We start from the raw sequence: 25,977 nt of genomic DNA on the forward strand, positions 1-25,977 counted from the left end.
CCCCTCCCACCGCCCCTCCGGCACGCCGGAGGGGCGGTGGGGCTTGCTCATTTCCGGGGACGTGACACAATCTCATTGGGTGATGAATTATGACTTGTGTGATAGCCGGAGGCGGTCCCGCCGGGGCCGTGCTCGGACTGCTGCTGGCCAGGGCCGGCGTCGAGGTCACGCTGCTGGAGAAGCACGCCGACTTCCTGCGTGACTTCCGCGGCGACACGATCCACCCCTCCACCCTGCGCGTGCTGGCCGAGCTCGGCCTGGCGGAGGACTTCCTGAAGCTGCCCCACCGCAAGGCCCACGAGCTGCGGCTGGTGACCGACACCGGCGACATCAGGCTCGCCAGCCTGCGCGGCCTGCCGGGCGGCTACGACTACATCGCGTTCGTGCCCCAGTGGGACTTCCTCAAGCTGGTCACCACGGCCGCGAACGCGTACCCGAACTTCCGGCTGCTGATGAACGCCGAGGCCCACGACCTGATCCGCGAGGGCGGGGCCGTGCGCGGGGTGCGCTACCGCGACCCGTCCGGCGAGCACGAGCTGCGGGCCACGCTGACCGTGGCGGCCGACGGGCGGCACTCGGCGCTGCGCGCCCGCGCCGGCCTGGTCCCCCAGGACCTGCACGCGCCGATGGACGTGGTCTGGTTCAGGCTGCCCCGGCACGACGACGACCCCGACGACACGTTCCTGCGCATCTCCAGCGGCCACATGATGGTCGCCATCAACCGGGAGACCTACTGGCAGCTCGCCTACCTGATCCCCAAGGGCGGCTTCGGGCGGCTGACCGGGCAGGGCATCGACGCCCTCAGGCGGCCGGTGGCCACGCTGCTGCCGTACCTGGCCGACCGGGTCGGGCAGATCGAGGGCTTCGACGACGTCAGCGTGCTCACGGTTGCGCTCAACCGGCTGCGCCGCTGGCACCGCCCGGGGTTCCTGTGCATCGGGGACGCCGCGCACGCCATGTCGCCGGTGTTCGGGGTGGGCATCAACCTGGCCGTCCAGGACGCGGTGGCCGCCGCCAACCTGCTGGCCGCGCCGCTCGCCGCGGGCCTGCCGATCCCGGAGTCCGTCCTGCACCGGCTGCAGCGGCGGCGCATGCTGCCCACGCGGGTCACCCAGGCGGCCCAGCGCCTGGTGCAGAACCAGGTGATCACGCCGGCGCTGGGGCGGCGGTTCGACGCGTCCAGGATGCCGCGTGACCTCACCAGAATTCCGCTGTTCAACCGGCTGCCGCGGCGTTTCATCGGCCTCGGGGTGCTGCCTGAGCATGTGAAGTCTCCCGAAAGCTGATAAATGCATTCTCACAACGTGGACAAGAGGGTCGGTGGGGCCGGGTCAGTGGAATACCCTCGTATCTCGTGAGCAGCAATCTCGTGGATCTCGATTCCTGGCGAGCCCTCCCCGCGGCCCAGCAGCCCGACTGGCCCGATCGCGGTGAGCTCGACAAGGTCGTCGCCGAGCTCGGCGGCCTGCCCCCGCTCGTCTTCGCCGGCGAGTGCGACCAGCTCAAGAGGCAGCTGGCGGCCGTCTCGCGCGGAGAGGCGTTCGTCCTGCAGGGCGGCGACTGCGCCGAGACCTTCTCCGGCGCGACCGCCGACAACGTGCGCAACAAGCTCAAGACGTTGCTGCAGATGGCGATCGTGCTGACCTACGCGGCGAAGGTGCCGGTCGTGAAGATCGGCCGGGTGGCGGGCCAGTTCGCCAAGCCGCGGTCGAAGGGCACCGAGATCCGCGACGGCGTTGAGCTGCCGGCCTACCGGGGCGACATGGTCAACGGGTTCGAGTTCACCCCCGAGTCGCGCGAGCCCGACCCGTGGCGGCTGCTCAAGGCGTACCACTCCTCGGCGGTGACGCTCAACCTGGCGCGCGCCTTCACCAAGGGCGGCTACGCCGACCTGCGCCAGGTGCACGCCTGGAACCAGGACTTCGTGGCCGAGTCGCCCGCCGGGCGCCGCTACGAGCAGCTGGCCCGCGAGATCGACCAGGCGCTGGCCTTCATGCGGGCCTGCGGGGCCGAGCCCGAGGAGTTCCACACGGTCGAGTTCTACTCCTCCCACGAGGCGCTCATCCTCGACTACGACCGGGCGCTCACCCGCATCGACTCGCGCACCGGCCTGCCCTACGACGTCTCGGCGCACATGGTCTGGATCGGCGAGCGCACCCGTCAGCTCGACGGCGCGCACGTCGACTTCTTCGCCGGCATCCGCAACCCGATCGGCGTCAAGCTCGGGCCGACGACCTCGCCGGAGGAGGCGCTCGCGCTGATCGAGAAGCTCAACCCGGACAACGAGCCCGGCCGGCTCACGTTCATCACCCGGATGGGCGCGTCCAAGATCCGCGAGCACCTGCCCACCCTGGTCAAGGAGGTCACGGCCGCCGGCGCCCAGGTGGCCTGGATCTGCGACCCGATGCACGGCAACACCTTCGAGGCGCCCAGCGGGCACAAGACGCGGCACTTCGACGACGTGCTCGACGAGGTGGCCGGGTTCTTCGAGGTCCACCGCGCGCTCGGCACCCACCCGGGCGGCATCCACATCGAGTTCACCGGCGACGACGTCACCGAGTGCGTGGGCGGCGGCCACGAGATCGTCGAGGGCGACCTCGGCACCCGCTACGAGACGGCCTGCGACCCGCGGCTCAACCGCGGCCAGTCCCTCGACCTCGCCTTCCGCGTGGCCGAGCTCTACCGGGGCTGAGCTGGTTCCGCGTGGCGCGTGTTCGTGACGCGCGCCGCGCGGACAACCGAACCGAATTCCAGTGCGAGCGGGGTCGGCGAGGCTATGATCACCCGAAGGACCGAAATTTCGGGAGAAATCGTGGACAGTGCCCCCGAGGGGGTCGACCCCAACGTCCCCAACGTCGCGCGGATGTACGACTACTACCTCGACGGCAAGGACAACTTCGCGGCCGACCGCGCCGCGGCGGAGCAGATCCTCAAGGTGTTCCCCAACACCAAGGAGGCCGCCCGCAGCAACCGGGCGTTCCTGCAGCGGGCCGTGCGGCATCTGGTGGACTCGGGCGTACGGCAGATCGTCGACCTGGGCGCTGGGCTGCCGACCCAGGGCAACACGCACGAGATCGCGCCCGAGGCCCGCGTGGTCTACGTCGACTACGACTCGGTGGTGTGCGTCCACGGCCGGGCGCTGCTGGCCCGTACGGACAACGTCGACATCCTGCAGGCCGACATCCGCGACGTGGACACCCTGCTGGACAAGCTGGGCGCGCTGGTCGACTTCGACCAGCCGGTGGCCTTCCTCATGCTGGCGATCCTGCACTTCATCCCCGACGAGCAGGCCCACCCCATCGTGGCCCGGCTGCGCGAGGTCAGCGCCCCCGGCAGCCACCTGGTGATCAGCCACGCCATCGACGCCAAGCCGGACACCACCCCGCAGGCGCTGGAGGTTTACAACCAGGCCACGGCCGCGCTGAGCCTGCGGACCGACAAGGAGATCCTGACCTTCTTCGAGGGCTACGAGCTGGCCGACCCCGGCCTGGTCTTCCCCCAGGACTGGCGTCCCACCGAGCCGCCCGCCCTGACGAACGGCACCGACGTCGGCTACGTCGGCGTCGGCCGCAAGCCCTGACGCACGGCCGGATCGCGGCCCCCGGTCCGGGCCGCGGTGAGGGCCGCAGTGAAAGGCGCGGTGAGGGGCCCGGTCAGGGCAGGGCCGCCAGGAGCTGCCGCACCCGGGCCGTCGGCGGCCCGGCCGGCACGGCGAGGTACGTGCGCACCTCGGGCTCGTCCAGGCCGGCGTAGGCCACGCCGCGGATCGGCGGCAGCTCGTCGAAGACCGGGTAGAACAGCGTCCACGACGGCGGGCCCGAGGCCAGGTCGATGAGCGTGTCGTGCAGGCCGGTGAAGGCCGGGCCGCGCGGCGGGTCCACGGCCGCCCGCGCCAGGGCCCCGGTGACCAGGTCGTGGAAGGGCGGGTTGCGCTCGCGGGGGGCGAGCCGTACGGGCAGGTCGCCCAGCTGGGCGAGGCTGAGCGTGCCGGAGCCGGCCAGCGGATGGGCCGCGGGCAGCGCCACGACCAGCGGCTCGGTCCAGGCGGGGAAGAACTCCAGGCCGGGCGCGGCGTCCACCAGCCGCACCAGCGCGGCGTCCAGGTCGCCGGAGCGCACCGCCGCCAGCCGCTCGGCCAGCCCCTGCTTGGTGAGCCGGACCCGCAGGCCGGGGTCGAGCCGGTCGAGCATGGGGTACAGGCGGGTGCCGGGCGCGGCGGACACGCCGAGCCGCAGGGTGGCCTCGGCCAGATGGCCGGTGACCGCCCGGCGGGCCCGTTCGGCCGCGGCGAGCACCTCGCGGGCCTCGGGCAGCAGTCGCTCCCCCGCCTCCGTCAGCCGCACGTGCCGGGTCGACCGGTCGAACAGGCGGGCGCCCAGCTCGCGTTCCAGCCTGCTCACCTGCTGGCTGACCGCGGGCTGCACGATGTGCAGCCGCTCGGCGGCCCGGCCGAAACCGCCCTCGTCGGCGACGGCGACGAAGTAGGCGAGCTGCCGCAGCTCCACTGTGTCTCCATTCATCATGATCTGTGATGACTGTCCAGGAGAACGTCTCCTGGTTCGCCCGCTCTTCCCGCGATGGACTGGCCGGCATGAACGGGAGTGGATCGATCGGGATCAGGCTGGGCGCGCTGTTCGGCCCGGCCGTGTTCGGCGTCACGGCGGCCGGGGTCGCCCTGCCGGACGTCGCCGCCGCACTGGGGGCGCGTCCTGGCGCGGTGGTGTGGGTGCTTACCGCGCACGCGCTGGCGTTGGGCATCGGGACGGCGCTGTTCGGGCGCCTGTCGGACGCGTGGGGGGTGCGCCGCACGCTGCTGCTCGGCTCCGCGGTGCTGGCGTTGGGCGCGCTGGCCTGCCTGGTGGCGCCGTCGCTGGGCGCGCTCGTGGCCGCGCGGGCGGTGCTGGCGGCCGGGTCGGGCGCGCTGTCGGCGGTCGCGCTGAACCTGGCGGCGACGGCCGAACCGGAGCGCCGTCAGGCGGTGCTGGCCTGGTTCGGCAGCGCGATGGCGGTGTTCTCGGCGGGCGCGACGCTGGCCGGCGGGCTGGTCACCCAGGCGTTGTCGTGGCGGCTCACGCTCGCGCTGCCCGCGCTGGCGCTGGTGGCGGTGCCGTTCTGCCTGCCGGTGGCGCGGCGCGCGGGGTCGGGCGGTCGGGTGGACGTCGTGGGCGCGGGGCTGCTGGCGGCGGGCGTGTCGGCGTTCCTCGTGCTCGTCCAGTCGGCCAACCTGGGGCTGACCTGGCCGGTCGCGGCGCTGGCCGGGGTGGTGGCGGTGCTCGCGGGGGCCGCGCTGGTCCGGCGCACCCGTACGGTCGCGGGCGGGTTCGTCCCGCGTGACCTGCCGGCCGACCGCGTCTTCCGCGGGGCCGCCCTGATCGGCGTCGGCGTGTACGGCGGCCTGTTCGCCACCATGTGGGCCGCCCCGCAGCTCCTGGCCGGGGTGCACGGGTGGAGCGTGCCGGCGATCGGCGCCTGGCTGCTGCCGGGCGCGCTGGTGGGCGTGGTGCTGGCCAGGATCGCGGGCACCCGGTCGTGGCTGCTGCCCGCGGTGGCCGCGGCGTTCGCGCTCTGCCTGGTCGCGGCGGGGCTCGCCGGAGCGCTCACCGGCGGGCAGGACGGGCACGGCGGGCCGGCGGGGTGGGCCGCCGTGCTGCTGGTGGTGGCCGCCTCGCTCGGGTTCCCGGCGTTCTCGCTGGCCCAGGTGGTGATCACGGCCCGGATGTCGGCGGGCTTCCCGGTGGAGCGGCGCGGCGGCGCGATGGGCCTGCTGAACCTGACGTTCTTCGTCGGCGGCGGGATCGGGCTCGGCGTGGCGGGCGCGTTGTCACGCCTGGCCGGGCTGCCCGGCACGCTCGTGGTGATCGCGCTGTTCCCGCTGGCCGCCGCCATGGCGCGGGCCGGGCGACGCGAGGGCCCCGCCGTGCCGGCGGGGCCCGCCGGGGTCAGTTCTGCTCGGCGTTCTTCAGCTCCTCGCTGAGCTCGGCCCGGATCGCGTCCATGTCGAGGGCGCGGACCTGGCGGATGAGGTCCTCCAGGGCCGGGGCCGGGATCGCGCCGGCCTGGGCGAAGACCACGATGCCGTCGCGGATGGCCATCAGCGTGGGGATCGAGGTGATGTCGAAGCCCTGGGCGAGCGCCTGCTCGGCGTCGGTGTCGATCTTGCCGAAGGTGATGTCGTCGTGCTTGTCGGAGGCCGCCTCGAAGATCGGCCCGAACTTCTTGCACGGCGGGCACCACGTCGCCCAGAAGTCGAGCAGCACGATGCCCTTGTCGGCGATGTCGTTGAAGTTCTTCTCTGTTACTTCGATGGTCGCCACAAGTGGCTCCTCGCTCTTCGGTGAAATTGCAACCGTGTCAACCACGTACCCCCCACCAGCATTCCATGCTCTGAGGGCCCGCAACCCCGCTGCGGCGGGCGTTCCGGAACGCCGGAAGGCGCGGCCCGCGGGCCGCGCCTTCCGCACGGATCAGCACGGGTCAGTGGCCGCCGGGCAGGGTCAGGCCGATCACCAGGGGGTCGTGGTCGGAGGAGCGGTAGGCGTCCGGCTGGTAGAGGCCGGGCGGGTTGAACTCGGTGTTGTAGTCGCGGATGCGCGGCTCGTCGGAGTTGATGTGCCAGATCGTGGTGCTGGTCACCCGCTTGAGCAGCTGCTTGCCGGCGAAGGCGTGGTCGAGCTCGCCCGCCAGGCCGTCGAACAGGTAGCTGTAGCGCTGCGCCTGCGGCACGAACCGCTTGGTGAGGCTGGTCAGGCCGCCGGCCTCCAGCGTGTCGATCGGGTCCTCCTCGCCGTAGGCGTTGAGGTCGCCGAGCACGAGCGGGTTGGGCAGGTCCTGGTCGCCGATGATGCCGAGCAGCGCCTGCGCCTGCTTGACGCGGGTGGGGTTCCAGCAGCTCTGGCCGTCGCCCTGGTCGGCGTCGGGGCCGCCGGCCGGGCAGCTGCCCTTGGACTTGAGGTGGTTGACGATCATGGTGAACGGCTGGCCGCCGCCCTTCCTGCGGAAGGTCTGGATCAGCGGCGGACGGCTGAAGACCGGGTCCTGGGAGGCCTTGGTCTCGCCGACCGGGGTGAGCTTGCCCGGCTTGTAGATCAGGCCGACCTGGATGAGGTCCGTGCCGGGGTAGGGGTGGCTGAGGGCCGCGTACGTGCCGGCGCCGACCTCGGCGTTGACGGCGTCCACGAGCGCCTGCAGCGCGGTCTGGCCGTTGTTCTCGACCTCCATGAGGGCGACCGCGTCGGCGTCCAGGCCCTTCAGCGCGGCCACCAGCTTGGCGAGCTGCCGCTGCTGCTCGCCGGCGTTGCTCGCGCCGCGCGAGCCGATGGTGGTGAACCAGTTGAGGGTGTTGAACGAGGCCACCTTCACGTTGCCCACCACCGGGAAGGGGCGCGGCGTGCGCGGGTTGGCGTCCAGGTAGGCGATCGGCTGGGTGGGCTGGAGGCGGTACTCGCCGAAGCCGTACCCGAGCACGCCGGTGACGCCGGCGGCCACGGCGCCCGCCCGCGTGACGGGCGGCAGCGTCGCCGGGTTCTCCCGGTTGGAGCCGTCGTCGATGAGCAGCGAGCGGCGCGTGTCGGCGGCGGGGTCCACGCCGGGCCGGTCGGTGGGCTGGTAGAGCCGGCCGTGCGCCGACACCGTGACCTCGCCGAAGCGGCCCAGGTTGTAGTTGTCGTCCACGGTGAGCGGCTGCGGGAAGGTGAGCAGCATGTTCTCGACGGCCTCCAGGCCGTCCGCGGCCGGGGGCAGCGTGTACGGCTGCGCCGCCACGCTCCCGGTGCCGCAGACGTCCACGGCGGTGACCGGGGACAGCTCGGTCCAGCCGTTGAACTCGGTGGCCTTGCCGGTGACCAGGACGCGGTCGCCGGTCTTGACGTCCTTGAACGACTCGCGGGCGAAGACGAACAGGCCCTCGGAGGTCCTGGGGTCGGCGTCCGGCCGCGGGTCCTGGAGGAAGAAGCCGCTGAGCTGGTCGGTCCGCTGGAAGTCGCCGGTCACGATGCCTTCGACCCGTACGGTCTGGCCGGTCAGGGGGCCGGTGTCGCCGCTGCCCTGCACCTCGGCGACGCGGCGGTCGGCCGGGGTGTCACAGGGCGCCGCCGCCGTGTCGGCGAGGGCCGGCGTGGCGGTCAGGGCGCCCGCCACGAGGGCAGCGAGTGCTGCTCGGGATAAAACGCGCATGACCGGCACTTTAGAGGGATTATTGACCGCATATTTCCACACAAAAGTGGATAGAACATTAAATCATCGAACCTTGACATCGGCGGCACGCGGGTATGACCAGTGCATGGACTGGGTCACCTGCGCGTTTTCTGCTGCCTGCCCCGGAATCGCCCAACAGCCGTCCGGCCTGTGCCTGGCGCATCTGCCGGCCGAGGACCTGCCCGCCGTCCTCGCCCGGTTGTCCCCCGGCAGGCTGCTCGACCTCCGCGGCACCACCGTCAACGGCGACCTGCTCTCGCGGGTCCTGGAGGCGACGAGTTGCAGACCGGGCCGCGCCCGGCTCGACCGGGCCAGGTTCACCGGCGACGTCAGATTGTCGGGCGTGACCTTCGCCGGGGACGTGTCGCTCGACGGAGCCAGGTTCGAGCGGCTCGCCTCCTTCTTCGGGGCCCGATTCGAGGGCAACGTGTCGCTGGCGGCGGCCAGGTTCACGCGCGAGCTGTCCTTCCACGGCGTACGCGTCCGGGGGCACGTCTCGCTCGACCGGGCCGTGATGTCCCGCGACGCGCTGTTCGGCCAGGCCGTCTTCGAGCACGGGCTCTCCTGCGAGGGCGCCCGGTTCGACGGGTACGCCACCTTCGACGACGCCCGCCTGGGCACCGGCGCCACGTTCCGCGGGGCCAGGTTCGGCCGGACGCTCTCCTTCCGCAAGGTGCGCGGGCAGGCGGGGTTCGACTACGCCCACTTCGCCGGGGACGCCTACCTGTCGGCCTCCGGCAGGCTCTCGGCCGCGCGCGCCCGCGCCGACGGCCTGCTCGACGTGACGGTCGCACGCTGCGGGGTGGACCTGCGGCGGGCCGAGGTCTTCGGGGCCGCCACCGTGCGGCTGACCGACTCCAGCGCCGACCTGGAGGGCGCCGTGCTGCACGGGCCCGCCTCGGTGACCGGCAAGGGCCTGTCGATGCTGAGCTCGCTGCGCCAGGTGGACGCCGCCAGCCTCACGCTGACCGGCCTCGACCTGTCGGGCTGCGGCTTCGCCGGGCTCACGCACCCGGCCGGGGTGCGGGTCAGGAACTGCACGTTCGCGCTCACGCCGCGCGGCGTGCGGGTCAGCCTGCGCCGTCCGATGCTGCGCTGGATCTCGCGGCGCAGCGCGCTGGCCGACGAGCACGCCCTGCGCGGCTGGGACGCCTCCGGCGGCTCGCCCACCACCCCCGACCTGCTGGCCGCCCTCTACGCCGAGCTGCGCGGCCGGATCGAGGACCGCGACACCTCGGCCGACTTCGCGTTCGCCGCCATGGAGATGCGCCGCCAGGCCGGTGAGCACTGGTGGCTGTCGCTGTCGTGGCTGCTGTGGGGGTACGGCATGCGGCTCGGACGCGCGGTGGCCTGGTGCACGCTGCTCGCGGCGCTGACGGCGGCGGCGGTGTTGTGGAGCTCCACCTCGCACGCGGCCCGCCAGGCGGTCCACCACAACCCGGTCCTCCACCAGTAGCCGGGCCGAGCCGTCCACCACCGGTCAGCCACCGGCAGGCGGGCCGAAATGCGGTGGCAGGCGGCGGACCGGGCTCGCTAGGGTCGCGCCGGTGAGTACCGATCCGCTGCCGCTGCTGTGGTTGACGGGCCCCACGGGCGCCGGGAAGTCCTCGGCCGGGTGGGAGATCTTCGACCATCTGGGCCGCGGCGGCGTCAAGGCGGCGTTCCTCGACGCCGACCAGATCGCCCTGTGCCATCCGGCGCCGGAGGGCGGCACGCATCGCCTGCGGGCGCGCAACCTGGCGGCCCTGTGGCCCGGGTTCCGGCGCGCGGGGATGCGCTGCCTGGTGCTGGCCGGGTTCGTGGACACGCCCGAGGAGGTCGGCGAGTACACCGCGCTGCTGCCCGGCGCGGCGTTCACCGTGTGCCGGTTGCGGGTGCCGCACGCGGAGCTGCGGGAGCGGTTCCTGGGGCGGGGCTGGCGTCCGGACCTGGTGGAGGCGGCCGTGGCCGAGGCCGTCGAGCAGGACCGCAGCCGGTACGCCGACCTGTGCGTGGACACCGGCGGCCGGACGGTGGCCGAGACGGCCCGGCTGGTGCTCGACCGGCTGGGCGGCTGGCCGCCGCCCGTCGCGGACATCCGCCCAGCCTCGGCCTTTCCGGACACGCAGGGCCACTGTGCCGGTTCCGGCGTGCCGGTTCCCCTGGTGTGGTTCTCGGGGGCGACGGCGGCCGGGAAGTCGACGGTCGGCTACGAGGTCTTCAGCCGCGTCCACCGGTCGGGCGTACGGGCCGCCTACGTCGATCTGCGGCAGATCTCCGCGCTGCGCCCGTCCACCGAGGAGGAGGGCCGCCGGCTCAGGGCACGCGGCCTGGCCGCGTTGTGGGACGGGTACCGGGCGGCCGGGGCCGGCTGCCTGGTCGTCTCCGGCGGGGCCGACTCCGACGAGGCCGTCCGCGCCTGCACCCGCCTGCTTCCCGGCCTGACCCCGACCGTGTTCCGGCTGCACGCCTCCCCCGCCACGCTGCTGGAACGCGTGCTGCTGCGCGGCCGGGGAGGCGGCCCGGCGACGCCCGGCGACGAGCTGCGGGGGCTCGGCCCGGACGCCCTGCGGGCCGTGGCCGGGCGGGCGGCGCGGGAGGCCGCCGCCCTCGACCGGGCGGGGGCGGGCGACGTGCGCCTGGACACCGACGGCCGGCCGCCGCAGGAGGTGGCCGCGCAGGTCATGGCCCATCTCCGGCTTCCGTTCTAGTGACTTTGCGCATTCAGTCGATTACTTTGAGTGACGAGTCGCAGAGTGCGGCCGACAGTTTCGGAGGTGTCCCCCGTGCCCCGCATCGTCACCAAGATCAGCGCTGTGCTGGCGTCCGTCGTCCTGCTCGCCGCGGCGGGAGCCGTCCCGGCCCAGGCGGCCGGAGAGGCGTACTTCGAGTTCACCGACACCGACGGCCGGTCAGGGTTCGTCATGCAGCTCACCGACCCCGACTCCATCCGGCACGCCCGCGACCTGCTGGCTGGGGCCACCGACGAGCGGCCGCACGTGCACGGCCGCATCGTCAAGCGGCCCGTCGCCTACAACGCCCGGTGGAGCTACCACCTGCAGCCCGAGACGATCGGCTTCTTCGACGTGGCCATCGAGGTCTGCGACGCGAGCATGACGTACGTGGAGGAGTACCTCGACGAGGTGGGCGGCGCGTTCCTGCCGGGCGGCCACTGGTGCCCGTGGAGCTCGCGCCTGACCCGCGAGCTCCCGGCCATGTAGGGCCCGGCTCAGAGGGCGGCGGCCAGGTCGCCGATGACGGCGAAGTGCCGGGGCCAGCCGCCGCCCATGATCCGGCGGGAGAGCTGCTGGGTGGGGTCGTCGGGGTCGAAGCCCTCGTGGTCGAGGAACAGCCGGGTGCCCCGGCCCTCCGGCACCAGCCGCCAGGTGACCGTCCAGTCGGCCTGCTTGCGGTCGCTCCAGCTGATCCGCAGCAGCTTCTCCGCCTCGAACTCCAGCACCCGGCAGTGGACCGTGCCGTCGAACCCCACCGCCTTCCTGGGCTGGGTGGTGAAGGTGAACCGGTGGCCCACCTCCAGCCGGAAGTCGTTGGGCATCAGCCAGCGGGCCATCAGCTCGGGATCGGTCAGCGCCCGCCACACCTTGGCCGGCGGGTGCTTGAGGAACTCGTCCAGCCTGATCGCGGTCCGGTCCTCAGCCATCCTCTTCCTCCATCTCGTCGAGCAGCGCGGACAGGCCGGTCAGCTTCTCGCGCCAGAACCTCTCGTACGGGGTGAGCCAGTCGCGGATCTCCATGAGCGGCTCGGCCTCCAGCTGGTAGTGCCGTTCGCGCCCCTTGCGGGCCTCGGCCACGAGCCCGGCGTCCTTGAGCACCTTGAGATGCTCCGAGACGCTGGGCCGGCTCATGTCGAAGCGCTCGGCCAGCCGTCCGGCGGGCTGGGGGCCCTCCTGGAGCAGCAGGCGCAGCAGTTCGCGCCGGGCCGGGCTGGCCAGCGCGGTGAAGACGTGGTCGGCGGTCATGCCTGGCTGACCACGAACCCGTTGCCGAAGGGGTCCTGGAAGAGAAGCTGGCGTCCCCACGCCTGCTCGCTCGGCCCCTCGAAGGCGACGTCGTGCGCGGCGAGCCGGGCGGCGAGGGCGTCGAGGTCGGGCGCGGCCACCACGAGCCCGCCGACGGGGGCCATGTCGGGGAACCAGGAGGCCAGCAGGAGCGTGGTCGCCGCACCCTTGGGCGCGACGGTGAGCCAGCGGCCCATGGGGAACGGGTTGTCGGTGCGCACCTCGAAGTCGAGCACGCCGGTGTAGAAGTCGAGCGCCCGCGCCTGGTCGGCGACGGGCACGGTGACGGTGAGGATCCCGGAAATCAGCATGTCGGACACTATACGTAGGATTTTTCCGACATATCAAGTCGCGGCGCGAAATATCGGGGACTTCCCTGATAGGCCATCGGCGGCTCACTCCGTAAACTGGGATCATGCGGATCGACGACTACGTGGCCGACCTCGATCGCGCGCTCTCCGGCCCGTCCGGCGCGAAGCGCGACCTGGTCGTCGAGGCCCGCGACAGCCTGTCCGACACCGCCGACGCCCTGGAGGCCGACGGCCTCGACCGCGCCGAGGCCGAGCGGCTGGCGGTCGCCGAGTTCGGCCCGGTCACCGAGATCGCCCCGGGCTACCAGAGCGAGCTGACCGCCGTGGCCGGGCGGCGGCTGGGGCTGCTGCTGTTCATCAGCGTCCCGCTGACCGCGCTCATGTGGTCGATGGTGTGGCGCACGTACCCCGCCGACCCGGCGCTGTGGGTGGGCCGTCCGGCCTGGTACCACCTGATCTCGAAGCTGCTCGACATCTGCCAGCTCGCCACCGGCCTGTACGGCGGCCTCGCCCTGCTGGCGCTGGGCCGGGGCGCGCGCTGGATCCGCCGTCCGCACCTGGTGACCAGGTCGCTGGGCATCGTCGTGTGGGGCATGCTGCCGCTCGGGGGCGCCATGAGCCTCGTGCTGTCCTACAGCCCGCCCGGGCCGGGCACGATGACCGGCTACCTGCCCGCGTTCCTGGCGAACCTGGTCACGACCGCGTTCTGGGGCCTGCAGATCTACGGCGCCACGCGCTGCCTGCGGGTCAGCCGCACCCGCCGGCCCGCCGCCGCCCCGTCAGCCTGAGGCCGGCGCGTCGGCCCGTACGTCGGCCCGCGTGTCGGCCTGGAGCACGCCGCCGATCACGCTGGTGAACTCCCGCCAGGCCGACCGCTCCCCTTCTAGCTGCTTCCTGCCCGGGTCGGTCAGCCGGTACGTGCGCCGCTTGCGCCCGCCCACCGTGGCCCACTCGCTGGCCAGGTAGCCGACCCGCTCCAGCCGCCGCAGCGCCGGATAGACGGTGCCGGTGGGCACGCTCAGCGCACCCCCGCTGCGCTCCTGGAGCGCCTCGATGATCGCGTAGCCGTGCAGCGGCTCCCGCTCCAGCACCGAGAGCAGCAACGCGTCCATGTGCCCGCGCAGCGCGTCTGGATTCATGCTCCTGATCCTAGACAACCGTTCGCCATGTAGCCAGTCTACATGTAGGCTGCCTATATGTAGGTAGACACAACAACGGAGTCGATCGAATGGACGTACTCGAACTCGCCCGCACGCAGTTCGCCGTGACGGGAAGCCTGCACTTCCTGTTCGTCGTGCTCACGCTCGGGCTGGCGCCGGTCGTGGCGCTCATGCACACCCGCCACGTGCTCTCCGGCAGCGCGCTGCACGGCGGCATGACGCGGTTCTGGGGGCAGATCTACGTCATCAACTACGCCCTGGGCATCGTCACCGGCCTGGTGATGGAGTTCCAGTTCGGGCTGTCGTGGAGCGGGCTGTCCCACTACGCCGGAGACGTGTTCGGCGCGCCGCTGGCCATGGAGACACTGGTGGCCTTCTTCCTGGAGTCCACGTTCCTGGGTCTGTGGATCTTCGGGTGGGGGCGGCTGCCCAAGTGGCTGCACCTGGCCTGCATCTGGCTGGTGACGCTGACCGCGTACGCCAGCGCGTTCTTCATCATGGTCGCCAACTCCTTCCTGCAGAACCCGGCCGGCTCGGTGGTCAGGAACGGCCGGCTGGAGCTGGTCGACTTCGGCGCCCTGCTCACCAACAAGACGCTGGTCTTCTCCTTCCCCCACGTCATCGGCGCGGGGCTGCTGACCGGCGGCCTGGTGCTGGCCGGGGCCAGCGCGTACCAGCTGCGGCGGCGCACCCGCGAGACGCTGTTCTTCACCAAGTCGCTGCGCACGGGGGTCGGCGTGGCGGCAGTCGGCGCCTTCCTGGCCCTGGGCTTCGGGTACGCGCAGTTCGGCGGCGTCCAGGAGGGCAAGTTCGACGGCGACGCGGGCGCCGGGGTGCCGCTCGGGCTCATGATCGAGATCGGCCAGCTCCTGGCGTTCGTGCTGCTGTTCGTGCTCCTGCCGCTCATCTACTGGCTGCCGCGCTGGCGGTGGACGCACCTCGTGCTGATCGTGATGACCCCGGTGCCGTTCGCGCTGGCGATCCTGGGCTGGATGGCCAGGGAGATCGGCCGCCAGCCGTGGATGGTCTGGCACAAGCTCACCGTGGCCGACGCCCTGACGCCCGGCCTGACCTCGGGCATGGTCACGGCCTCGCTGATCGGGTTCGCCGGCGTGCTGGGGCTGCTGGCGGTCGTCGACTACGTCCTCATCGCCCGGGTCGTCCGGCGCGGCCCGCGCGACCTCGACCTCGGGGCCGTCCCGGCCGGCGCCGAGCCCGCCCCGGCGCTGAGCTACTAGGAGTGCTGACATGGAAGTGATCTGGTTCCTGTTCTTCGCGGTGCTGCTGGCCGGGTACTTCGCCCTGGAGGGCTTCGACCTCGGCGTCGGCCTGCTGCTGCCGGTGCTGGGCAGGACGCGCGGCAACCGCGACCGGATGGTGGCCGCGATGGCGCCGTTCGTGCTGGCCAACGAGGTGTGGCTGGTGGCGGTGGCCGGGACGCTGTTCGGGGTGTACCCGCGCCTGGAGGGCGAGGTGCTGTTCGGGCTCTACCCGCTGGTGGTGGCCATGCTGCTGAGCTGGATCGTGCGCGACGCCGGGCTGTGGTTCCGGCGGCGGCTGGACGGCGCGAGGTGGCGCGGCTTCTGGGACGCGATGATCGCGTTCGGGTCGCTGGGGTTGTCCTTCGGGTGGGGCATGGCGCTGCACGCCGCCGCGACCGGGTTCGCCTCCTCGCCGGTGAATCCGGTCGGGGTGCTGCTGGGCGTGCTGGTGACGCTGCTGTTCGCCTTCCACGGGTGGACGTTCCTGGCCTGGCGGGAGCCGGGCGCGTTCGGGGCCGTGCGGTCGGGGCGGGCGCTGCTGCTGTCCGGGCTGGTGGCCGCGCTGCCCGCGATCGGCCTGCTGGCGGGGGCCATGCCGTACTTGCTGGAGCACAGCGCGCCGGCGGCTACGTTGAATGTGCTCAGTGTCATGGCGTTGCCGTTCGCGCCGATCATGCTGGGCGCGCAAGTATGGGTATGGCGGACTTTCCGGCCAGGTAAGGGCGCCGTCCCGCTCCCCTCGTTCTTCTGAAGGCCACGTGCATAAGGATCTTCTGCGGCTCATGCGGGCCGAGCGCTCGGTGCGCCGCCACCTGACCGTCACCATGGTCGCGGCGGTGCTCGCCGGGCTGCTCGTGCTCGCGCAGGCCGAGCTGCTGGCCGGCGTGCTGTCGGGCCGGTTCACCGCCGCCGCGCTGGGGGCGCTCGCCGCCGTCGTGGGCGTCCGGGCGCTGCTGGCCTGGACGCAGGGCGTCTTCGCCGGGCGCACCGCGACGGGCGTGAAGTCCGCGCTGCGCCACCGGCTGCTGGCCCGCCTGGGCGAGCTGGGGCCGTCCAGGCTGACCGGTCACCGGTCGGGCGAGCTGGTCACGCTGACCGGCCGCGGCCTGGACGGCCTCGACGCCTACCTGACCGGCTACCTGCCCTCGATCGCGGTGGCGGCCGTGGTGCCGGTGGCCGTGCTGGTCCGGCTGTTCGCCGCCGACCTGGGCAGCGCGGTGATCGTCCTGGTGACGCTGCCGCTGATCCCCGTCTTCGGCGCGCTGGTCGGCATGACGACCAAGGCCGTCACCGAGCGGCAGTTCCACGCCCTGTCGCGGCTCGGCGGGCACTTCCTCGACGTGGTGCGCGGGCTGCCCACGCTGCGCGCCTTCGGGCGGGCCCGCTACCAGGCCACGGTCATCCGGCAGGTCGCCGACGCCCACCGCAGCGCGACCATGCGCACCTTGCGGGTGGCGTTCCTGTCGTCGCTGGTGCTGGAGCTGTGCGCGTCGCTGTCGCTGGCGCTGGTGGCGGTGCCGATCGGGCTGCGGCTGCTCGGCGGCTCGCTGGACCTGACGACGGCGCTGCTGGTGCTGCTGCTGGCGCCGGAGGCGTACCTGCCGCTGCGGGCCATGGGGACCCGGTTCCACGCCTCCATGGAGGGGGTGGCCGCCGCCGACGCGGCCTTCGCCGTCCTGGACGAGGCCGCCGGCGACCCGCCCGGCCCGGCCCGCCCGTACGACGGGCATGGCGCGCCGGAGATCCGCCTGGAGAACGTGACCGTCCGCTACCCCGGCAGGGACGAGCCCGCCCTGGAGAACGTGACGCTCACCATCGCGCCCGGCCAGCGGGTGGCGCTGGTCGGCGAGAGCGGCGGCGGCAAGAGCACCCTGCTCCACCTGGTCCTGGGCTTCCTGCGCCCGTCCGAGGGACGCGTCCTGGTCGACGGCGCCGACCTGCGCGAGCTGGACCTGGACAGCTGGCGGGCGGCCCTGACGTACGTGCCGCAGCGGCCCCACCTGTTCGCCACCTCCGTGGCCGACAACATCCGGCTGGGCGCGCCCGGCGCCACCCTGGAGGAGGTCCGGCGGGCGGCCGCCGCCGCGCACGCCGACTTCGTGGACGGCCTGCCCCAGGGTTTCGACACCGTGGTCGGCGAGCGCGGCGCGAACCTGTCGGCCGGCCAGCGGCAGCGCGTGGCGCTGGCCCGCGGCTTCTGCCGCCCGGACGCCACGGCGCTGCTGCTCGACGAGCCCACCGCCCGCCTCGACGGCCGCAGCGAGGCCGCCGTCGTGGCCGCCACCGCGCAGCTGGCGCGGGGGCGCACCGCCGTCATCGTCGCCCACCGGCCCGCGATGATCGACCTCGCCGACCGGATCGTGCGGGTGCACGAGGGCCGCGTCGTCGCCGACACCACCCGCGACCGGCCGCCGGCCCACCCGGACGGCGACGGTCAACGGGAGCCGCAGAGCGCGGTCTCCCTTCCCGAGGGGAGCGCGCGATGAACCGGCGCATGGGCACCCGGCTGGCCTGGGCCGTGCTGGCCGGGGCGGCCGCCGACCTGGCCGGGCTGGGGCTGATCGCGGCCGCCGCCTGGCTGATCACCAGGGCCGCGCAGCAGCCGTCCCTGGCCGCGCTGAGCGTGGCCATCGTGGCGACCAGGGCGTTCGCCACCGGCAAGGGCGTCTTCCGCTACGCCGAACGGCTCACCGGCCACGACGTGGCCCTGCGCGCCCAGGCCGGCACCCGCGAGCGGCTCTACCAGGCGCTCGTCCCGCCCCAGCGGCCCCGCCACGGCGGCGCCGACCTGCTCAGCCGCATGGTGGACGACACCGAGGCCGTCCAGGACCTGCTGGTCCGCGCGCTGCTCCCGGCCGCCGCGGCGCTGCTGACCGGGCTGGCCGCGGTCGCCATCGGGCTGTTCGTGCTGCCGCTGACCGCGCTGGTGCTGGTGGCCGGGCTCGTGGTGGCGGGCGTGCTGCTGCCCGCCGCGACCGCCGCCGCCGCGCGCCGCTGGTCGGCCCGGATCGCGCCGGCCAGGGCCGCGCTGGCGGCCCGCGTGGCCGACCTCGTGCACGGCTCGGCCGACCTGGCCGCCTACGGCGCGGGCGAGCGGGCCCTGTCCGGCGCGCTGGCCGCCGACGAGGCGCTGGCCGCGCTGGAGCGCCGGCAGTCGCGCGTGCACGCCGCCGCCCTGGCGGTCGGGACGCTGGCCCAGGGCCTGACGGTGGCGGCCATCGTGCTGCTCGCCCAGGGGGCGGGCGCCGGCTCCGTCGCGACGGCGGTGCTCGCGCTGACCGCGCTGGTGTCGTTCGAGCCGGTGCTGCCGCTGGCGGCGGCGGGCGAGCGGATGGCCGGGATCACCGCAGCGATCCGGCGGCTGCGCGAGGTCCGCGCCGCCGCGCCGGCCGTCACCGAGCCCGCCGCGCCCGCGCCCGTGCCGTCGGCTCCCCTGACGGTCGAGGTCGACGACCTCGTCGTCCGCCATCCCGACGCCGCGCGGCCCGCCCTCGACGGCGTCTCCCTGCGCCTGACCCCGGGCCGCCGGGTGGCGATCGTGGGCCCGAGCGGGGCGGGCAAGAGCACGCTGCTGGCCGCGCTGATGCGCCTGGTCGAGCCCGAGTCGGGAAGCGTGCGCGTCAACGGGACCGACCTGCGCGACCTGTCCGGCGACGACGTCCGCACCCTGATGACCGGCCTCACCCAGGACCCGTACATCTTCCGCACCACCCTGCGCGACAACCTGCGCCTGGCCGGGCCGGACGCCGGCGACGAGCGGCTGACGGCGGCCGTCCGGGAGGCCAGGCTCGGCCCGTGGGTCGAGCGCACCGGCTGGGACGCCGAGCTCGGCGAGGACGGCAGGACCGTCTCCGGCGGCCAGCTCCAGCGCCTGGCCCTGGCCAGGGCGCTGCTGTACGACCCGCCCGTGCTGCTGCTGGACGAGCCCGCCGAGGCGCTCGACGAGGAGACCGCCGACCGCCTGATGGCCGACCTGCTGGACGTCATCCGCGACCGCACCACCGTGCTGGTGACCCACCGGCTCAAGGGCCTGGAGTCGGTGGACGAGGTCGTGGTGCTCGACGAGGGCCGCGTCGTCCAGCGCGGGCGGCACGACGAGCTGGTGGCGGTGCCCGGGTACTACCGCGACCTGTGGGAGTCCGAGGCGCTGACCCGGCGGTAGCCGTTCCTCTTGCCCTCGCTTTGAGTTTGCGTCGCCATCAGGTTTATGATGCAAACCTGTTTGCGGGTAAGAGGAGTTGGCATGGTTGACGACGATCGGGCGCGTACTCCCGAGGAGACGCTGCGGCTGATCGAGCAGCAGCGCTCCGCCACGGTCCGGCGCCTGCACGGCGACCCGGTGCTGCTCTACGTGCCCTGGGGCGTGGCCTGGCTGCTCGGCTTCACGGCGCTGTTCCTGCACTACGGCCTCGACGGCGTCCCCTACGCGCCGATCTCCCGCCCGCAGGCGCTCATGGTGCTGTTCGCGGGCATGTCGCTGGCCGGGGCGATCGCGATCTTCGGCATGGTGAAGATGGGGGCGCAGGTCCGCGGCGAGACCTCGGCCAAGGGCATGATGTACGGCTACGCCTGGGCGGCCGGCCTGGTCTCCATGACGGTGCTCGCCATCCGCCTCAGCCCCCAGCTCCCGGCCACCGAGAGCGGCCTGCTGTGGGGCGGCGGGTTCATGATGCTCGTCGCGCTGCTCTACATGGCCGGCGGCGCGATCTGGACGTACTGGCCGATGTTCTTCGTCGGCGTGTGGGCGGCGGTGGTCAACGGCGTGGGCGTCATGCTCGGCGCCGGCTGGCACGCGCTGTTGACGGCCGTGCTGACCGGCGGCGGCTACATCGCGGCCGGCGTCGTGCTGCGGCGGCGGATGTGAGCCCCGACGGGGCCGTCCCCGAGCTCGACCCGGTGATCCACGCACAGGCCAGGCTGCGGGTGGTCGCCACGCTCAACACCCTCGGCGGGCGCGACGAGATCGCCTTCCCCTCGCTGAAGGACCTGCTCGGGATGACGGCCGGCAATCTCTCGGTGCACCTGACCAAGCTGGAGGACGCCGGTTACGTCCGCATCACCAAGACCCACAAGGGCCGCACCCCCGTCACCTACGTCGCGCTCACCCAGCGCGGACGGCTGGCCTTCGAGGACTACACCAAGGCGATCCGCGCCTTGCTCGACAACGCTGGAGGAACCCCATGACGGCCCTCGCCAGAACGGTGGAGGTCACCCGCCGCTACGGGGACGTGCTCGCGCTCGACCGCGTCTCGCTCGACATCCGGGCAGGAGAGCTGGTCGGCCTGCTCGGCCCGAACGGCGCGGGCAAGTCCACCCTGATCAACCTGTTCGTCGGGCTGCGCCGCCCGACCTCCGGCACGGTCGAGCTGTTCGGCGGCTCCCCTCAGGATCCCGTCATCCGCCGGGGCATCGGCGTGACCCCGCAGGAGACCGGCCTGCCCGAGTCGCTGCGGGTCGGCGAGATCGCCGACTTCGTGCGCGCCCACTTCCCCGACGCGCTCGGCAGGGACGAACTGCTCGACCGCTTCGGCCTGAGCGACCTGGTCAAGCGGCAGGTGGGCGGGCTGTCCGGCGGCCAGAAGCGGCGCCTGGCCGTGGCCCTGGCCTTCGCCGGCCGGCCGCGCCTGGTGTTCCTGGACGAGCCGACCACCGGTCTCGACGTCGAGGCCAGGCGCACCCTCTGGGACGGCATCCAGGCCTTCCACGCCGAAGGCGGCACGGTCGTCCTGACCAGCCACTACCTGGAGGAGATCGAGGCGCTGGCCCAGCGCGTGGTCGTCGTCGGGCAGGGACGCGTCCTGGCCGACGACACCGTGCGGGCCGTGCGCGACATGGTGGGGGTGCGGCGCGTCTCGCTCGACGCCGGGGACCTGCCCGAGCTGCCCGGCGTGCTCAGCACCGAACGCCAGGACGGCCGCGTCAGCCTGCTGACCACCGATCCCGACCGGCTGGTGGTCGAGCTGGTGCGCAGCGGCATCCCGTTCTCGGGGCTGGAGGTCAGGCCGACCACGCTGGAGGAGGCCTTCCTCACCATCACCTCGACCTCGCCCCCCAAGGAGAGCGCGCATGTCTAGCCTGATCGTCGCCCACACCCGGCTGCAGCTCGTCGAGCAGTTCAGGGTGCCCATCGGGATCCTGGCCAGCTCCATGTTCCCGGCCATCTCGATGCTGGCGTTCGTGGTGCCGTTCGCGGGCGGCGACCCGGCGGCGGCGACGTCGGCGACGGGGGCGCTGATGTTCTTCGGCGCCATGTCCTCGGCGGTGATCGGGCTCAGCGCGTCGGTCTCGCAGGATCGCGAGCAGCCGTGGGACCCCTACACGCGCACGCTGCCCGCCGGGCCGTTCCCGCGCCTGGCCGGGCGGATGGTCTCGACGGTGGTCCTCATGCTGCTGTCGGTGGTGCCGGTGCTGGTGGTCGCGGCCCTGCTGACCGAGGCGGTCATCACGCCGGTCCGGCTGGCCCTGGGACTGGCCGCGCTGGTCGGCGGAGGGGTGCCGTTCATGCTGATCGGCCTGTTCCTCGGCCTGACGCTGCCGTCGAAGGCGGCGCTCGCGGTGGCGCAGATCGTCTTCTTCCCCGTGGCGATCGTGGGCGGGCTGATCCTGCCGCCGCAGATCCTGCCGGACATCGTGGAGGCCGTCTCGCCGTACGTTCCGTCCAGGGGCGCGGCCGAGCTGATCTGGGCGGCCATCTCGGGGGCCCGCCCTGACGGCATCGCGCTGATCATGCTGGGCGTCTGGACGGTGATCGCGGCGGCCGCCGCGACGTGGGCGTACCGCCGCGACGAGGGCCGGCGTTTCGCCTGATGGGGGGGTGTGCCGCCGAGTCCGCAGCGATCTCAACGGCACACCCGTCTCCGGGAGGGGGTCCTTGTGTTTACTTCTTCTCTTGGAGGGTCACGGTGGCCTCCGCGGACCGACCGTCCCTCATATATGTGATCTTGACCTGTTGGCCCGGTTTGAAACCTCTGACCTGTCCAACAACGGTATCGCCTGAGTCAACAGGTGTGTCCCCAATCTTGGTGATGAGGTCGCCCTCCTGCAGCCCGGCCCTGGCCGCCGGGCTTTCCGCGGTCACCTGCCGGATCAGCGCGCCGGGCACGTCGCCGGTGGCGTCGGTGACGCTCACGCCGAGGAAGGCGTGGCTGACCTTGCCGCTCTTGATGAGCTGCTCGGCGACCTGCTTGGCGGTGTTGACCGGGATCGCGAAGCCGACGCCGCCGCCGGCCGCGTCGGAGGCGATGGCGGTGTTGATGCCGACGAGCGCGCCCGCCGCGTTCACCAGCGCGCCGCCGGAGTTGCCGGGGTTGATCGCGGCGTCGGTCTGGATGACGTCGCCGATGGTGGTGCCCTCCACCGGGGCCTGCTGCTGCTCGCCGCCGAACCCGGGGGGAAGCTGCTGACGCTGCTCGCCGCCCAGCTTGAGCGTACGGTTCAGGGCGCTGACGATGCCCCTGCTGACCGACCCGTCCAGGCCGAGGGGGCTGCCGATGGCCAGCACGTCGTCGCCGACCTTGAGCTGGTCGCTGTCGCCCAGCGTGGCCTTGGTCAGGCCCGAGACGTCCTCGGCCTTGATGACCGCGAGGTCGGTGGCCGGGTCGGTGCCCACGACCTTGGCCTTGGCCGTCTTCCCGTCGCTGAACTTGACCGTCATCTGACCCCCGCCCTGCGAGGCGCCGACGACCACGTGGTTGTTGGTGAGGATGAGGCCGTCCTCGGACAGCACGACCCCCGACCCCTCGCCCGTCTGCCCCTGGATCATGACCACCGACGGCTGCACCCGCTCGGCCACCTCAGCGGTGGAGAGCTGGTTGGAGGCGGCCCTGAGCACCGGGCTCGGCGCGCTGACCACCTGCTGCGGCTCGGGCTGGAACGCGGTCGCGACGGCGGCCCCCACGACACCGCCGCCGATGGCCATCGCGGCCAGCGCGAGCCCGGCGACGGCCTTCTGCCCGGCGTTGAGCCGCGCCTTGACGGGGGTGGACGGCGGAGGAGGAGGCGGCTGCTCCATGACGATCGTGTCCCGCCGGGGGAAGCCCCCGGCGGCCGGCGGGGTGGCGCCGAACTGGCTCCACCCACCGGTGCCCTGCTCGCGAGGCTCGTTCGCGTTCATCTGTCATCTCCCTCAAGTCCCTATGGCTCAAGGGTGCCAAGAGGGACGTAAGAGCTGGTTAAGGCGCTGATCGGAACTCTGTGAGACGACTCACTCACACCTTATCTGCGCTGCTCACCGCCCGGACTTCGGCTCACAAAAGCAGAAAAGAATCTACAAACCACGTTCGTACGGGGTGCGGCGCAGCCGGGGGTGGGTTCACCGGCGGCGGTCACGGTTCGCCAGCCTCACCGCCGCGACCACGATCCCTCCCACGACCAGCGCCATGACGACGAGGACGACCAGCATCGCGAGGATCACGGTGGGTCCGAAATGCATGAACGACTCCTGGTCGGGCGGGCCGTAGGCGGTGACTCATGGGCGCAGCGGCGGGATGGCGCCGAGTGCCGCTCGTGAGCCCGCCGAGCCCGCGACGCCGCGATCTGCCTCCTGGCGCATGCCCCCATTCTGCGGCGTGATGCGCTCTTCGTACACCGGCAGGGGCGGTCAGCGGCGGGCGCGGACGGCCGCTTCGATGCGCAGGGCGAAGCCGCCCAGGGCGATCACCAGGTAGACGAGCAGCCACGCGGTGGGCTCGTCCTGCCACGGCGTGACGATGGTGAGCACCGACAGCGCCAAGCCCAGAAGGATGGCCACGTTGCCGACCACGCGCACCGCCGTGGCGGGGTCACCGTCCCCCCCGGTGGACGCCACGAGGACGGGGATCTGGACGGGGACTTGGTCGTCGGCGGGCTCGCCTGCTGAAGAGGTCACGGGTCGAGAGGCTGCCATTCCGAGATCAAAATCCGATAGCTGCCGGGTCCCCGATCCGTTAACGAGGGGCCACGGCATCCGCCCCGGGCGGGGTCAGGTCTGGAGGGAGCGCCAGGACTCCACCGTGGCTGCGGCGATCGTCTCGATGCGCCGGCCGTAGGCGGGATGGCCGTCGGACACGAAGCTGCCGTCGCGGACCGGGAGGTCGCTGAACGTGGCGCGGAAGTGCCGGGGCGGCCCGCCCGGCGGGAGCGGCGCGTACGCCGACAACGGTTCCAGGTCGTGGACCGGCCGCGTCCCGTGCCTGTTCCTGGCCACCTGGCGGGCTCCCACGCGCAGCAGCGCGTCCAGGCCCCGGTCCAGGCAGAGCTGCAACTGGCGGAACTGGCCGTCGAGGTACTTCGGGTGCGCCCCGGACGGATGCTGCAGGAAGTACGCGCAGACCACCACCGCGTGCCACCTGTACATGCCGGGATCGCCCTGCTCCTCTGCCAGGACGGCGTGGTAGTAGTCCACGCAGGCGCCCAGCGGTCCGGCGACCGCGCCGCACTCGCACCGGGCCACGATCGGACGGTCCGTCATGCCCCGCACCCTAGGCGGCCGGAAGCGGCGCTGTCGAGGCACCGACCTCGACCCGGGCGGCCGGGGCGGTCAGGTGCGGGCGGGCCAGTATTCGTCCCTCAGGAGGCGTTTGTAGAGTTTGCCGGTCGGGTGGCGCGGGAGCTCGTCCCGGAAGTCGACCGACTTCGGGCACTTGTAGTGGGCCAGATGTTCCCGGCAGTACGCGATCAGCTCCGCCTCCAGTGCCGGACCCGCCTCCGCCGCCGTCATCGCCTGGACCACGGCCTTGACCTGCTCCCCCATCTCCTCGTCCGGTACGCCGAACACGGCCACGTCGGCCACCTTGGGATGCACGGCCAGCACGTTCTCGGCCTCCTGTGGGTAGATGTTCACCCCACCCGAGATGATCATGTACGAGCGGCGGTCCGTGAGGTACAGGAAACCGTCGGCGTCCAGGTAGCCGATGTCGCCGAGGGTGGTCCAGCCCCGGCCCTTCGGGTCCTGCGCCGAGCGGGTCTTGTCGGGGTCGCCGTGGTACTCGAAGCGGGCGCCGTTCTCGAAGTAGACCGTGCCGTGCTCGCCCGGCGGCAGGTCCTCGCCCTCCTCGTCGCAGATGTGCACGACGCCGAGCAGCGAGCGGCCGACCGTGCCCTTGTGCTCCAGCCAGTCCTGGGAGCCGACGTAGAGGAAGCCGTTGCCCTCGGTGCCCGCGTAGTACTCGTGGATCACCGGCCCCCACCAGGAGATCATCTGCTCCTTGACCGGCACGGGACACGGCGCGGCGGCGTGGATGGCGCAGACCAGCGACGACAGGTCGTACTTCTTCCGGGTCTCCTCCGGCAGCTTCAGCATCTTGATGAACATCGTCGGGACGAGCTGCGAGTGCGTCACCCCGTACCGCTCGACCAGCCGCAGGTACTCCTCGGGGTCGAAGCGCTCCATCACCACCACCGTGGCGCCGAGCCGCTGAAAGGACAGGCAGTAGCGCAGCGGCGCGGCGTGGTACAGCGGCGCGGGCGAGAGGTAGACGCTGTCGGCCGACGGCGCGAACAGCGCCTGGATGAGCCGGACCAGCGTGTTCGACTCGGCCAGCGGGGCCAGCGAGGCGGCCACCTTGACGCCCTTCGGACGCCCGGTCGTGCCGGAGGAGTAGAGCATGTCGGCGCCCTGGCACTCGTCGGCGATCGGGGTGACCGGGCAGCCGGCCACCGTCTCCTCGTAGGAGGCGAAGCCCTCGGCGCGGCCGTCGAGCATGAGCCGCAGTTCCACGCGCGGTGTGGCGTCGGTGATCGAGGTGGCCACCTCCGCCAGGTTCGCGCTGGAGATGAAGACCCGGGCGCCGCAGTTGTCCACGATGTAGGCGAGTTCGTCGGTCTGCAGGCGGGAGCTGATCGGCGTGTAGTACAGGCCCGCGCGGTGCGCGGCCCAGGCGACGGCCAGGAAGAGCGGGTGGTTGGCGAGCATGAAGGCGACGTGGTCGCCGGGCCTGAGCCCGGCCGCGCGGAAGGCGTGGGCCAGGCGGTTGGACTCCTCTTCGAGCTCGCGGTAGGTGAGGATTTGCCCGGAGCCCGCCATGATCACAGCGGGCTTGTCGGGGGTGACGGCTGCGATGGCTCCCGGGTACAT

General features: G+C 72.7%; 27 protein-coding genes. 16 read left to right on the forward strand and 11 right to left on the reverse strand.

What is annotated here, in order from left to right:
* Positions 1 to 89 precede the first annotated feature (89 nt).
* The 3 genes from ACFYUV_RS18600 (at position 90) to ACFYUV_RS18610 (ending at position 3,580) form a co-directional block, all read left to right on the forward strand.
* Positions 90 to 1,286, forward strand: coding sequence for an FAD-dependent oxidoreductase (locus tag ACFYUV_RS18600; protein ID WP_387669852.1), 1,197 nt, complete (start codon positions 90 to 92; stop codon positions 1,284 to 1,286).
* A 68-nt stretch (positions 1,287 to 1,354) separates the two neighbouring features.
* Positions 1,355 to 2,692: a class II 3-deoxy-7-phosphoheptulonate synthase gene (locus ACFYUV_RS18605; protein WP_352351730.1), complete on the forward strand. Its 1,338-nt coding sequence runs from the start codon at positions 1,355 to 1,357 to the stop codon at positions 2,690 to 2,692.
* Between the two features lie 120 nt (positions 2,693 to 2,812).
* Entirely contained in the window at positions 2,813 to 3,580 is a 768-nt protein-coding gene (locus ACFYUV_RS18610) for an SAM-dependent methyltransferase (protein WP_387669854.1), read from the forward strand.
* A gap of 73 nt (positions 3,581 to 3,653) precedes the next feature.
* Here the strand turns inward: ACFYUV_RS18610 and ACFYUV_RS18615 are convergent, their stop codons facing one another.
* Positions 3,654 to 4,505, reverse strand: a complete 852-nt coding sequence (locus ACFYUV_RS18615) for a LysR family transcriptional regulator (RefSeq protein WP_387669856.1) — start codon at positions 4,503 to 4,505, stop codon at positions 3,654 to 3,656.
* 26 nt (positions 4,506 to 4,531) lie between these two features.
* Between ACFYUV_RS18615 and ACFYUV_RS18620 the strand changes: the two genes are divergently transcribed.
* Positions 4,532 to 5,974, forward strand: coding sequence for an MFS transporter (locus tag ACFYUV_RS18620; protein ID WP_387669857.1), 1,443 nt, complete (start codon positions 4,532 to 4,534; stop codon positions 5,972 to 5,974).
* Here ACFYUV_RS18620 and ACFYUV_RS18625 read toward each other — a convergent pair.
* Together ACFYUV_RS18625 and ACFYUV_RS18630 are read right to left on the reverse strand one after the other, a co-directional pair.
* Positions 5,940 to 6,314 carry a thioredoxin family protein gene (locus ACFYUV_RS18625; RefSeq protein WP_352351738.1) on the reverse strand — a complete coding sequence of 125 codons (375 nt, stop codon included), beginning with the start codon at positions 6,312 to 6,314 and terminating at the stop codon, positions 5,940 to 5,942. The genes ACFYUV_RS18620 and ACFYUV_RS18625 overlap by 35 nt on opposite strands.
* Positions 6,315 to 6,474: 160 nt before the next feature.
* Positions 6,475 to 8,172, reverse strand: a complete 1,698-nt coding sequence (locus ACFYUV_RS18630) for an ExeM/NucH family extracellular endonuclease (protein WP_387669859.1) — start codon at positions 8,170 to 8,172, stop codon at positions 6,475 to 6,477.
* Between the two features lie 106 nt (positions 8,173 to 8,278).
* Here ACFYUV_RS18630 and ACFYUV_RS18635 point away from each other — a divergent pair, with 106 nt between their 5' ends.
* The 3 genes from ACFYUV_RS18635 (at position 8,279) to ACFYUV_RS18645 (ending at position 11,393) form a co-directional block, all read left to right on the forward strand.
* Complete coding sequence (locus ACFYUV_RS18635; protein ID WP_358293061.1) at positions 8,279 to 9,649, forward strand: pentapeptide repeat-containing protein; 1,371 nt, start codon at positions 8,279 to 8,281, stop codon at positions 9,647 to 9,649.
* 91 nt (positions 9,650 to 9,740) lie between these two features.
* Positions 9,741 to 10,883 (forward strand): hypothetical protein, encoded by a 1,143-nt coding sequence (locus tag ACFYUV_RS18640; protein WP_387669860.1) that lies wholly within the window; start codon positions 9,741 to 9,743, stop codon positions 10,881 to 10,883.
* A 75-nt stretch (positions 10,884 to 10,958) separates the two neighbouring features.
* Complete coding sequence (locus ACFYUV_RS18645; protein ID WP_387669861.1) at positions 10,959 to 11,393, forward strand: calmodulin-binding protein; 435 nt, start codon at positions 10,959 to 10,961, stop codon at positions 11,391 to 11,393.
* Positions 11,394 to 11,401: 8 nt separating this feature from the next.
* Here the strand turns inward: ACFYUV_RS18645 and ACFYUV_RS18650 are convergent, their stop codons facing one another.
* Genes ACFYUV_RS18650 through ACFYUV_RS18660 form a run of 3 tightly spaced genes read right to left on the reverse strand, consistent with a single transcriptional unit; the run spans position 11,402 to position 12,502 of the window.
* Positions 11,402 to 11,833, reverse strand: a complete 432-nt coding sequence (locus ACFYUV_RS18650) for an SRPBCC domain-containing protein (RefSeq protein ID WP_387669862.1) — start codon at positions 11,831 to 11,833, stop codon at positions 11,402 to 11,404.
* The gene (locus ACFYUV_RS18655) at positions 11,826 to 12,152 is read right to left on the reverse strand and encodes a metalloregulator ArsR/SmtB family transcription factor (RefSeq protein WP_358293072.1); all 327 of its coding nucleotides are present in this window, start codon (positions 12,150 to 12,152) and stop codon (positions 11,826 to 11,828) included. Before ACFYUV_RS18655 ends, ACFYUV_RS18650 begins: the two co-directional genes overlap by 8 nt.
* Positions 12,149 to 12,502, reverse strand: a complete 354-nt coding sequence (locus ACFYUV_RS18660; protein WP_387669864.1) for a VOC family protein — start codon at positions 12,500 to 12,502, stop codon at positions 12,149 to 12,151. The genes ACFYUV_RS18655 and ACFYUV_RS18660 overlap by 4 nt, the downstream gene beginning before the upstream one ends.
* A gap of 104 nt (positions 12,503 to 12,606) precedes the next feature.
* Here ACFYUV_RS18660 and ACFYUV_RS18665 point away from each other — a divergent pair, with 104 nt between their 5' ends.
* Positions 12,607 to 13,290 (forward strand): permease prefix domain 1-containing protein, encoded by a 684-nt coding sequence (locus ACFYUV_RS18665; protein ID WP_387669866.1) that lies wholly within the window; start codon positions 12,607 to 12,609, stop codon positions 13,288 to 13,290.
* On the opposite strand, the gene ACFYUV_RS18670 is transcribed toward ACFYUV_RS18665, so the two are convergent.
* Positions 13,282 to 13,641, reverse strand: coding sequence for a helix-turn-helix transcriptional regulator (locus ACFYUV_RS18670; RefSeq protein WP_387669867.1), 360 nt, complete (start codon positions 13,639 to 13,641; stop codon positions 13,282 to 13,284). The genes ACFYUV_RS18665 and ACFYUV_RS18670 overlap by 9 nt on opposite strands.
* Positions 13,642 to 13,730: 89 nt before the next feature.
* Here ACFYUV_RS18670 and ACFYUV_RS18675 point away from each other — a divergent pair, with 89 nt between their 5' ends.
* From ACFYUV_RS18675 to ACFYUV_RS18710, 8 genes are all read left to right on the forward strand, one after another.
* Positions 13,731 to 14,900, forward strand: coding sequence for a cytochrome ubiquinol oxidase subunit I (locus ACFYUV_RS18675; protein ID WP_387669868.1), 1,170 nt, complete (start codon positions 13,731 to 13,733; stop codon positions 14,898 to 14,900).
* Positions 14,901 to 14,910: 10 nt separating this feature from the next.
* Positions 14,911 to 15,675 carry a cytochrome d ubiquinol oxidase subunit II gene (locus ACFYUV_RS18680; protein ID WP_364333798.1) on the forward strand — a complete coding sequence of 255 codons (765 nt, stop codon included), beginning with the start codon at positions 14,911 to 14,913 and terminating at the stop codon, positions 15,673 to 15,675.
* 7 nt (positions 15,676 to 15,682) lie between these two features.
* Positions 15,683 to 17,410, forward strand: coding sequence for a thiol reductant ABC exporter subunit CydD (gene cydD / locus ACFYUV_RS18685; protein WP_387669869.1), 1,728 nt, complete (start codon positions 15,683 to 15,685; stop codon positions 17,408 to 17,410).
* Positions 17,407 to 19,086 carry a thiol reductant ABC exporter subunit CydC gene (gene cydC / locus ACFYUV_RS18690; protein WP_387669871.1) on the forward strand — a complete coding sequence of 560 codons (1,680 nt, stop codon included), beginning with the start codon at positions 17,407 to 17,409 and terminating at the stop codon, positions 19,084 to 19,086. Before cydD ends, cydC begins: the two co-directional genes overlap by 4 nt.
* Before the next feature lie 81 nt (positions 19,087 to 19,167).
* Positions 19,168 to 19,788, forward strand: a complete 621-nt coding sequence (locus ACFYUV_RS18695) for a hypothetical protein (protein ID WP_387669872.1) — start codon at positions 19,168 to 19,170, stop codon at positions 19,786 to 19,788.
* Positions 19,785 to 20,108, forward strand: coding sequence for a transcriptional regulator (locus ACFYUV_RS18700; protein ID WP_352328377.1), 324 nt, complete (start codon positions 19,785 to 19,787; stop codon positions 20,106 to 20,108). Before ACFYUV_RS18695 ends, ACFYUV_RS18700 begins: the two co-directional genes overlap by 4 nt.
* The gene (locus tag ACFYUV_RS18705) at positions 20,105 to 20,998 is read left to right on the forward strand and encodes an ABC transporter ATP-binding protein (RefSeq protein WP_387669873.1); all 894 of its coding nucleotides are present in this window, start codon (positions 20,105 to 20,107) and stop codon (positions 20,996 to 20,998) included. The genes ACFYUV_RS18700 and ACFYUV_RS18705 overlap by 4 nt, the downstream gene beginning before the upstream one ends.
* Entirely contained in the window at positions 20,991 to 21,731 is a 741-nt protein-coding gene (locus ACFYUV_RS18710) for an ABC transporter permease (RefSeq protein ID WP_364333811.1), read from the forward strand. Before ACFYUV_RS18705 ends, ACFYUV_RS18710 begins: the two co-directional genes overlap by 8 nt.
* 70 nt (positions 21,732 to 21,801) lie before the next feature.
* On the opposite strand, the gene ACFYUV_RS18715 is transcribed toward ACFYUV_RS18710, so the two are convergent.
* The 4 genes from ACFYUV_RS18715 to ACFYUV_RS18730 all read right to left on the reverse strand — a co-directional run bounded on the left by ACFYUV_RS18715 (position 21,802) and on the right by ACFYUV_RS18730 (position 25,977).
* Positions 21,802 to 23,037, reverse strand: a complete 1,236-nt coding sequence (locus ACFYUV_RS18715) for a S1C family serine protease (protein WP_387669874.1) — start codon at positions 23,035 to 23,037, stop codon at positions 21,802 to 21,804.
* Between the two features lie 486 nt (positions 23,038 to 23,523).
* Positions 23,524 to 23,790: a hypothetical protein gene (locus ACFYUV_RS18720; protein WP_387669875.1), complete on the reverse strand. Its 267-nt coding sequence runs from the start codon at positions 23,788 to 23,790 to the stop codon at positions 23,524 to 23,526.
* A gap of 93 nt (positions 23,791 to 23,883) precedes the next feature.
* Positions 23,884 to 24,372, reverse strand: a complete 489-nt coding sequence (locus ACFYUV_RS18725; RefSeq protein WP_387669876.1) for a DUF5946 family protein — start codon at positions 24,370 to 24,372, stop codon at positions 23,884 to 23,886.
* A gap of 69 nt (positions 24,373 to 24,441) precedes the next feature.
* A complete protein-coding gene (locus ACFYUV_RS18730; RefSeq protein WP_387669878.1) occupies positions 24,442 to 25,977 on the reverse strand; it encodes an AMP-binding protein in 1,536 nt (511 codons plus the stop codon).

The organism is Nonomuraea sp. NPDC003560 (genome assembly GCF_042878785.1).
GTDB lineage: Bacteria > Actinomycetota > Actinomycetes > Streptosporangiales > Streptosporangiaceae > Nonomuraea.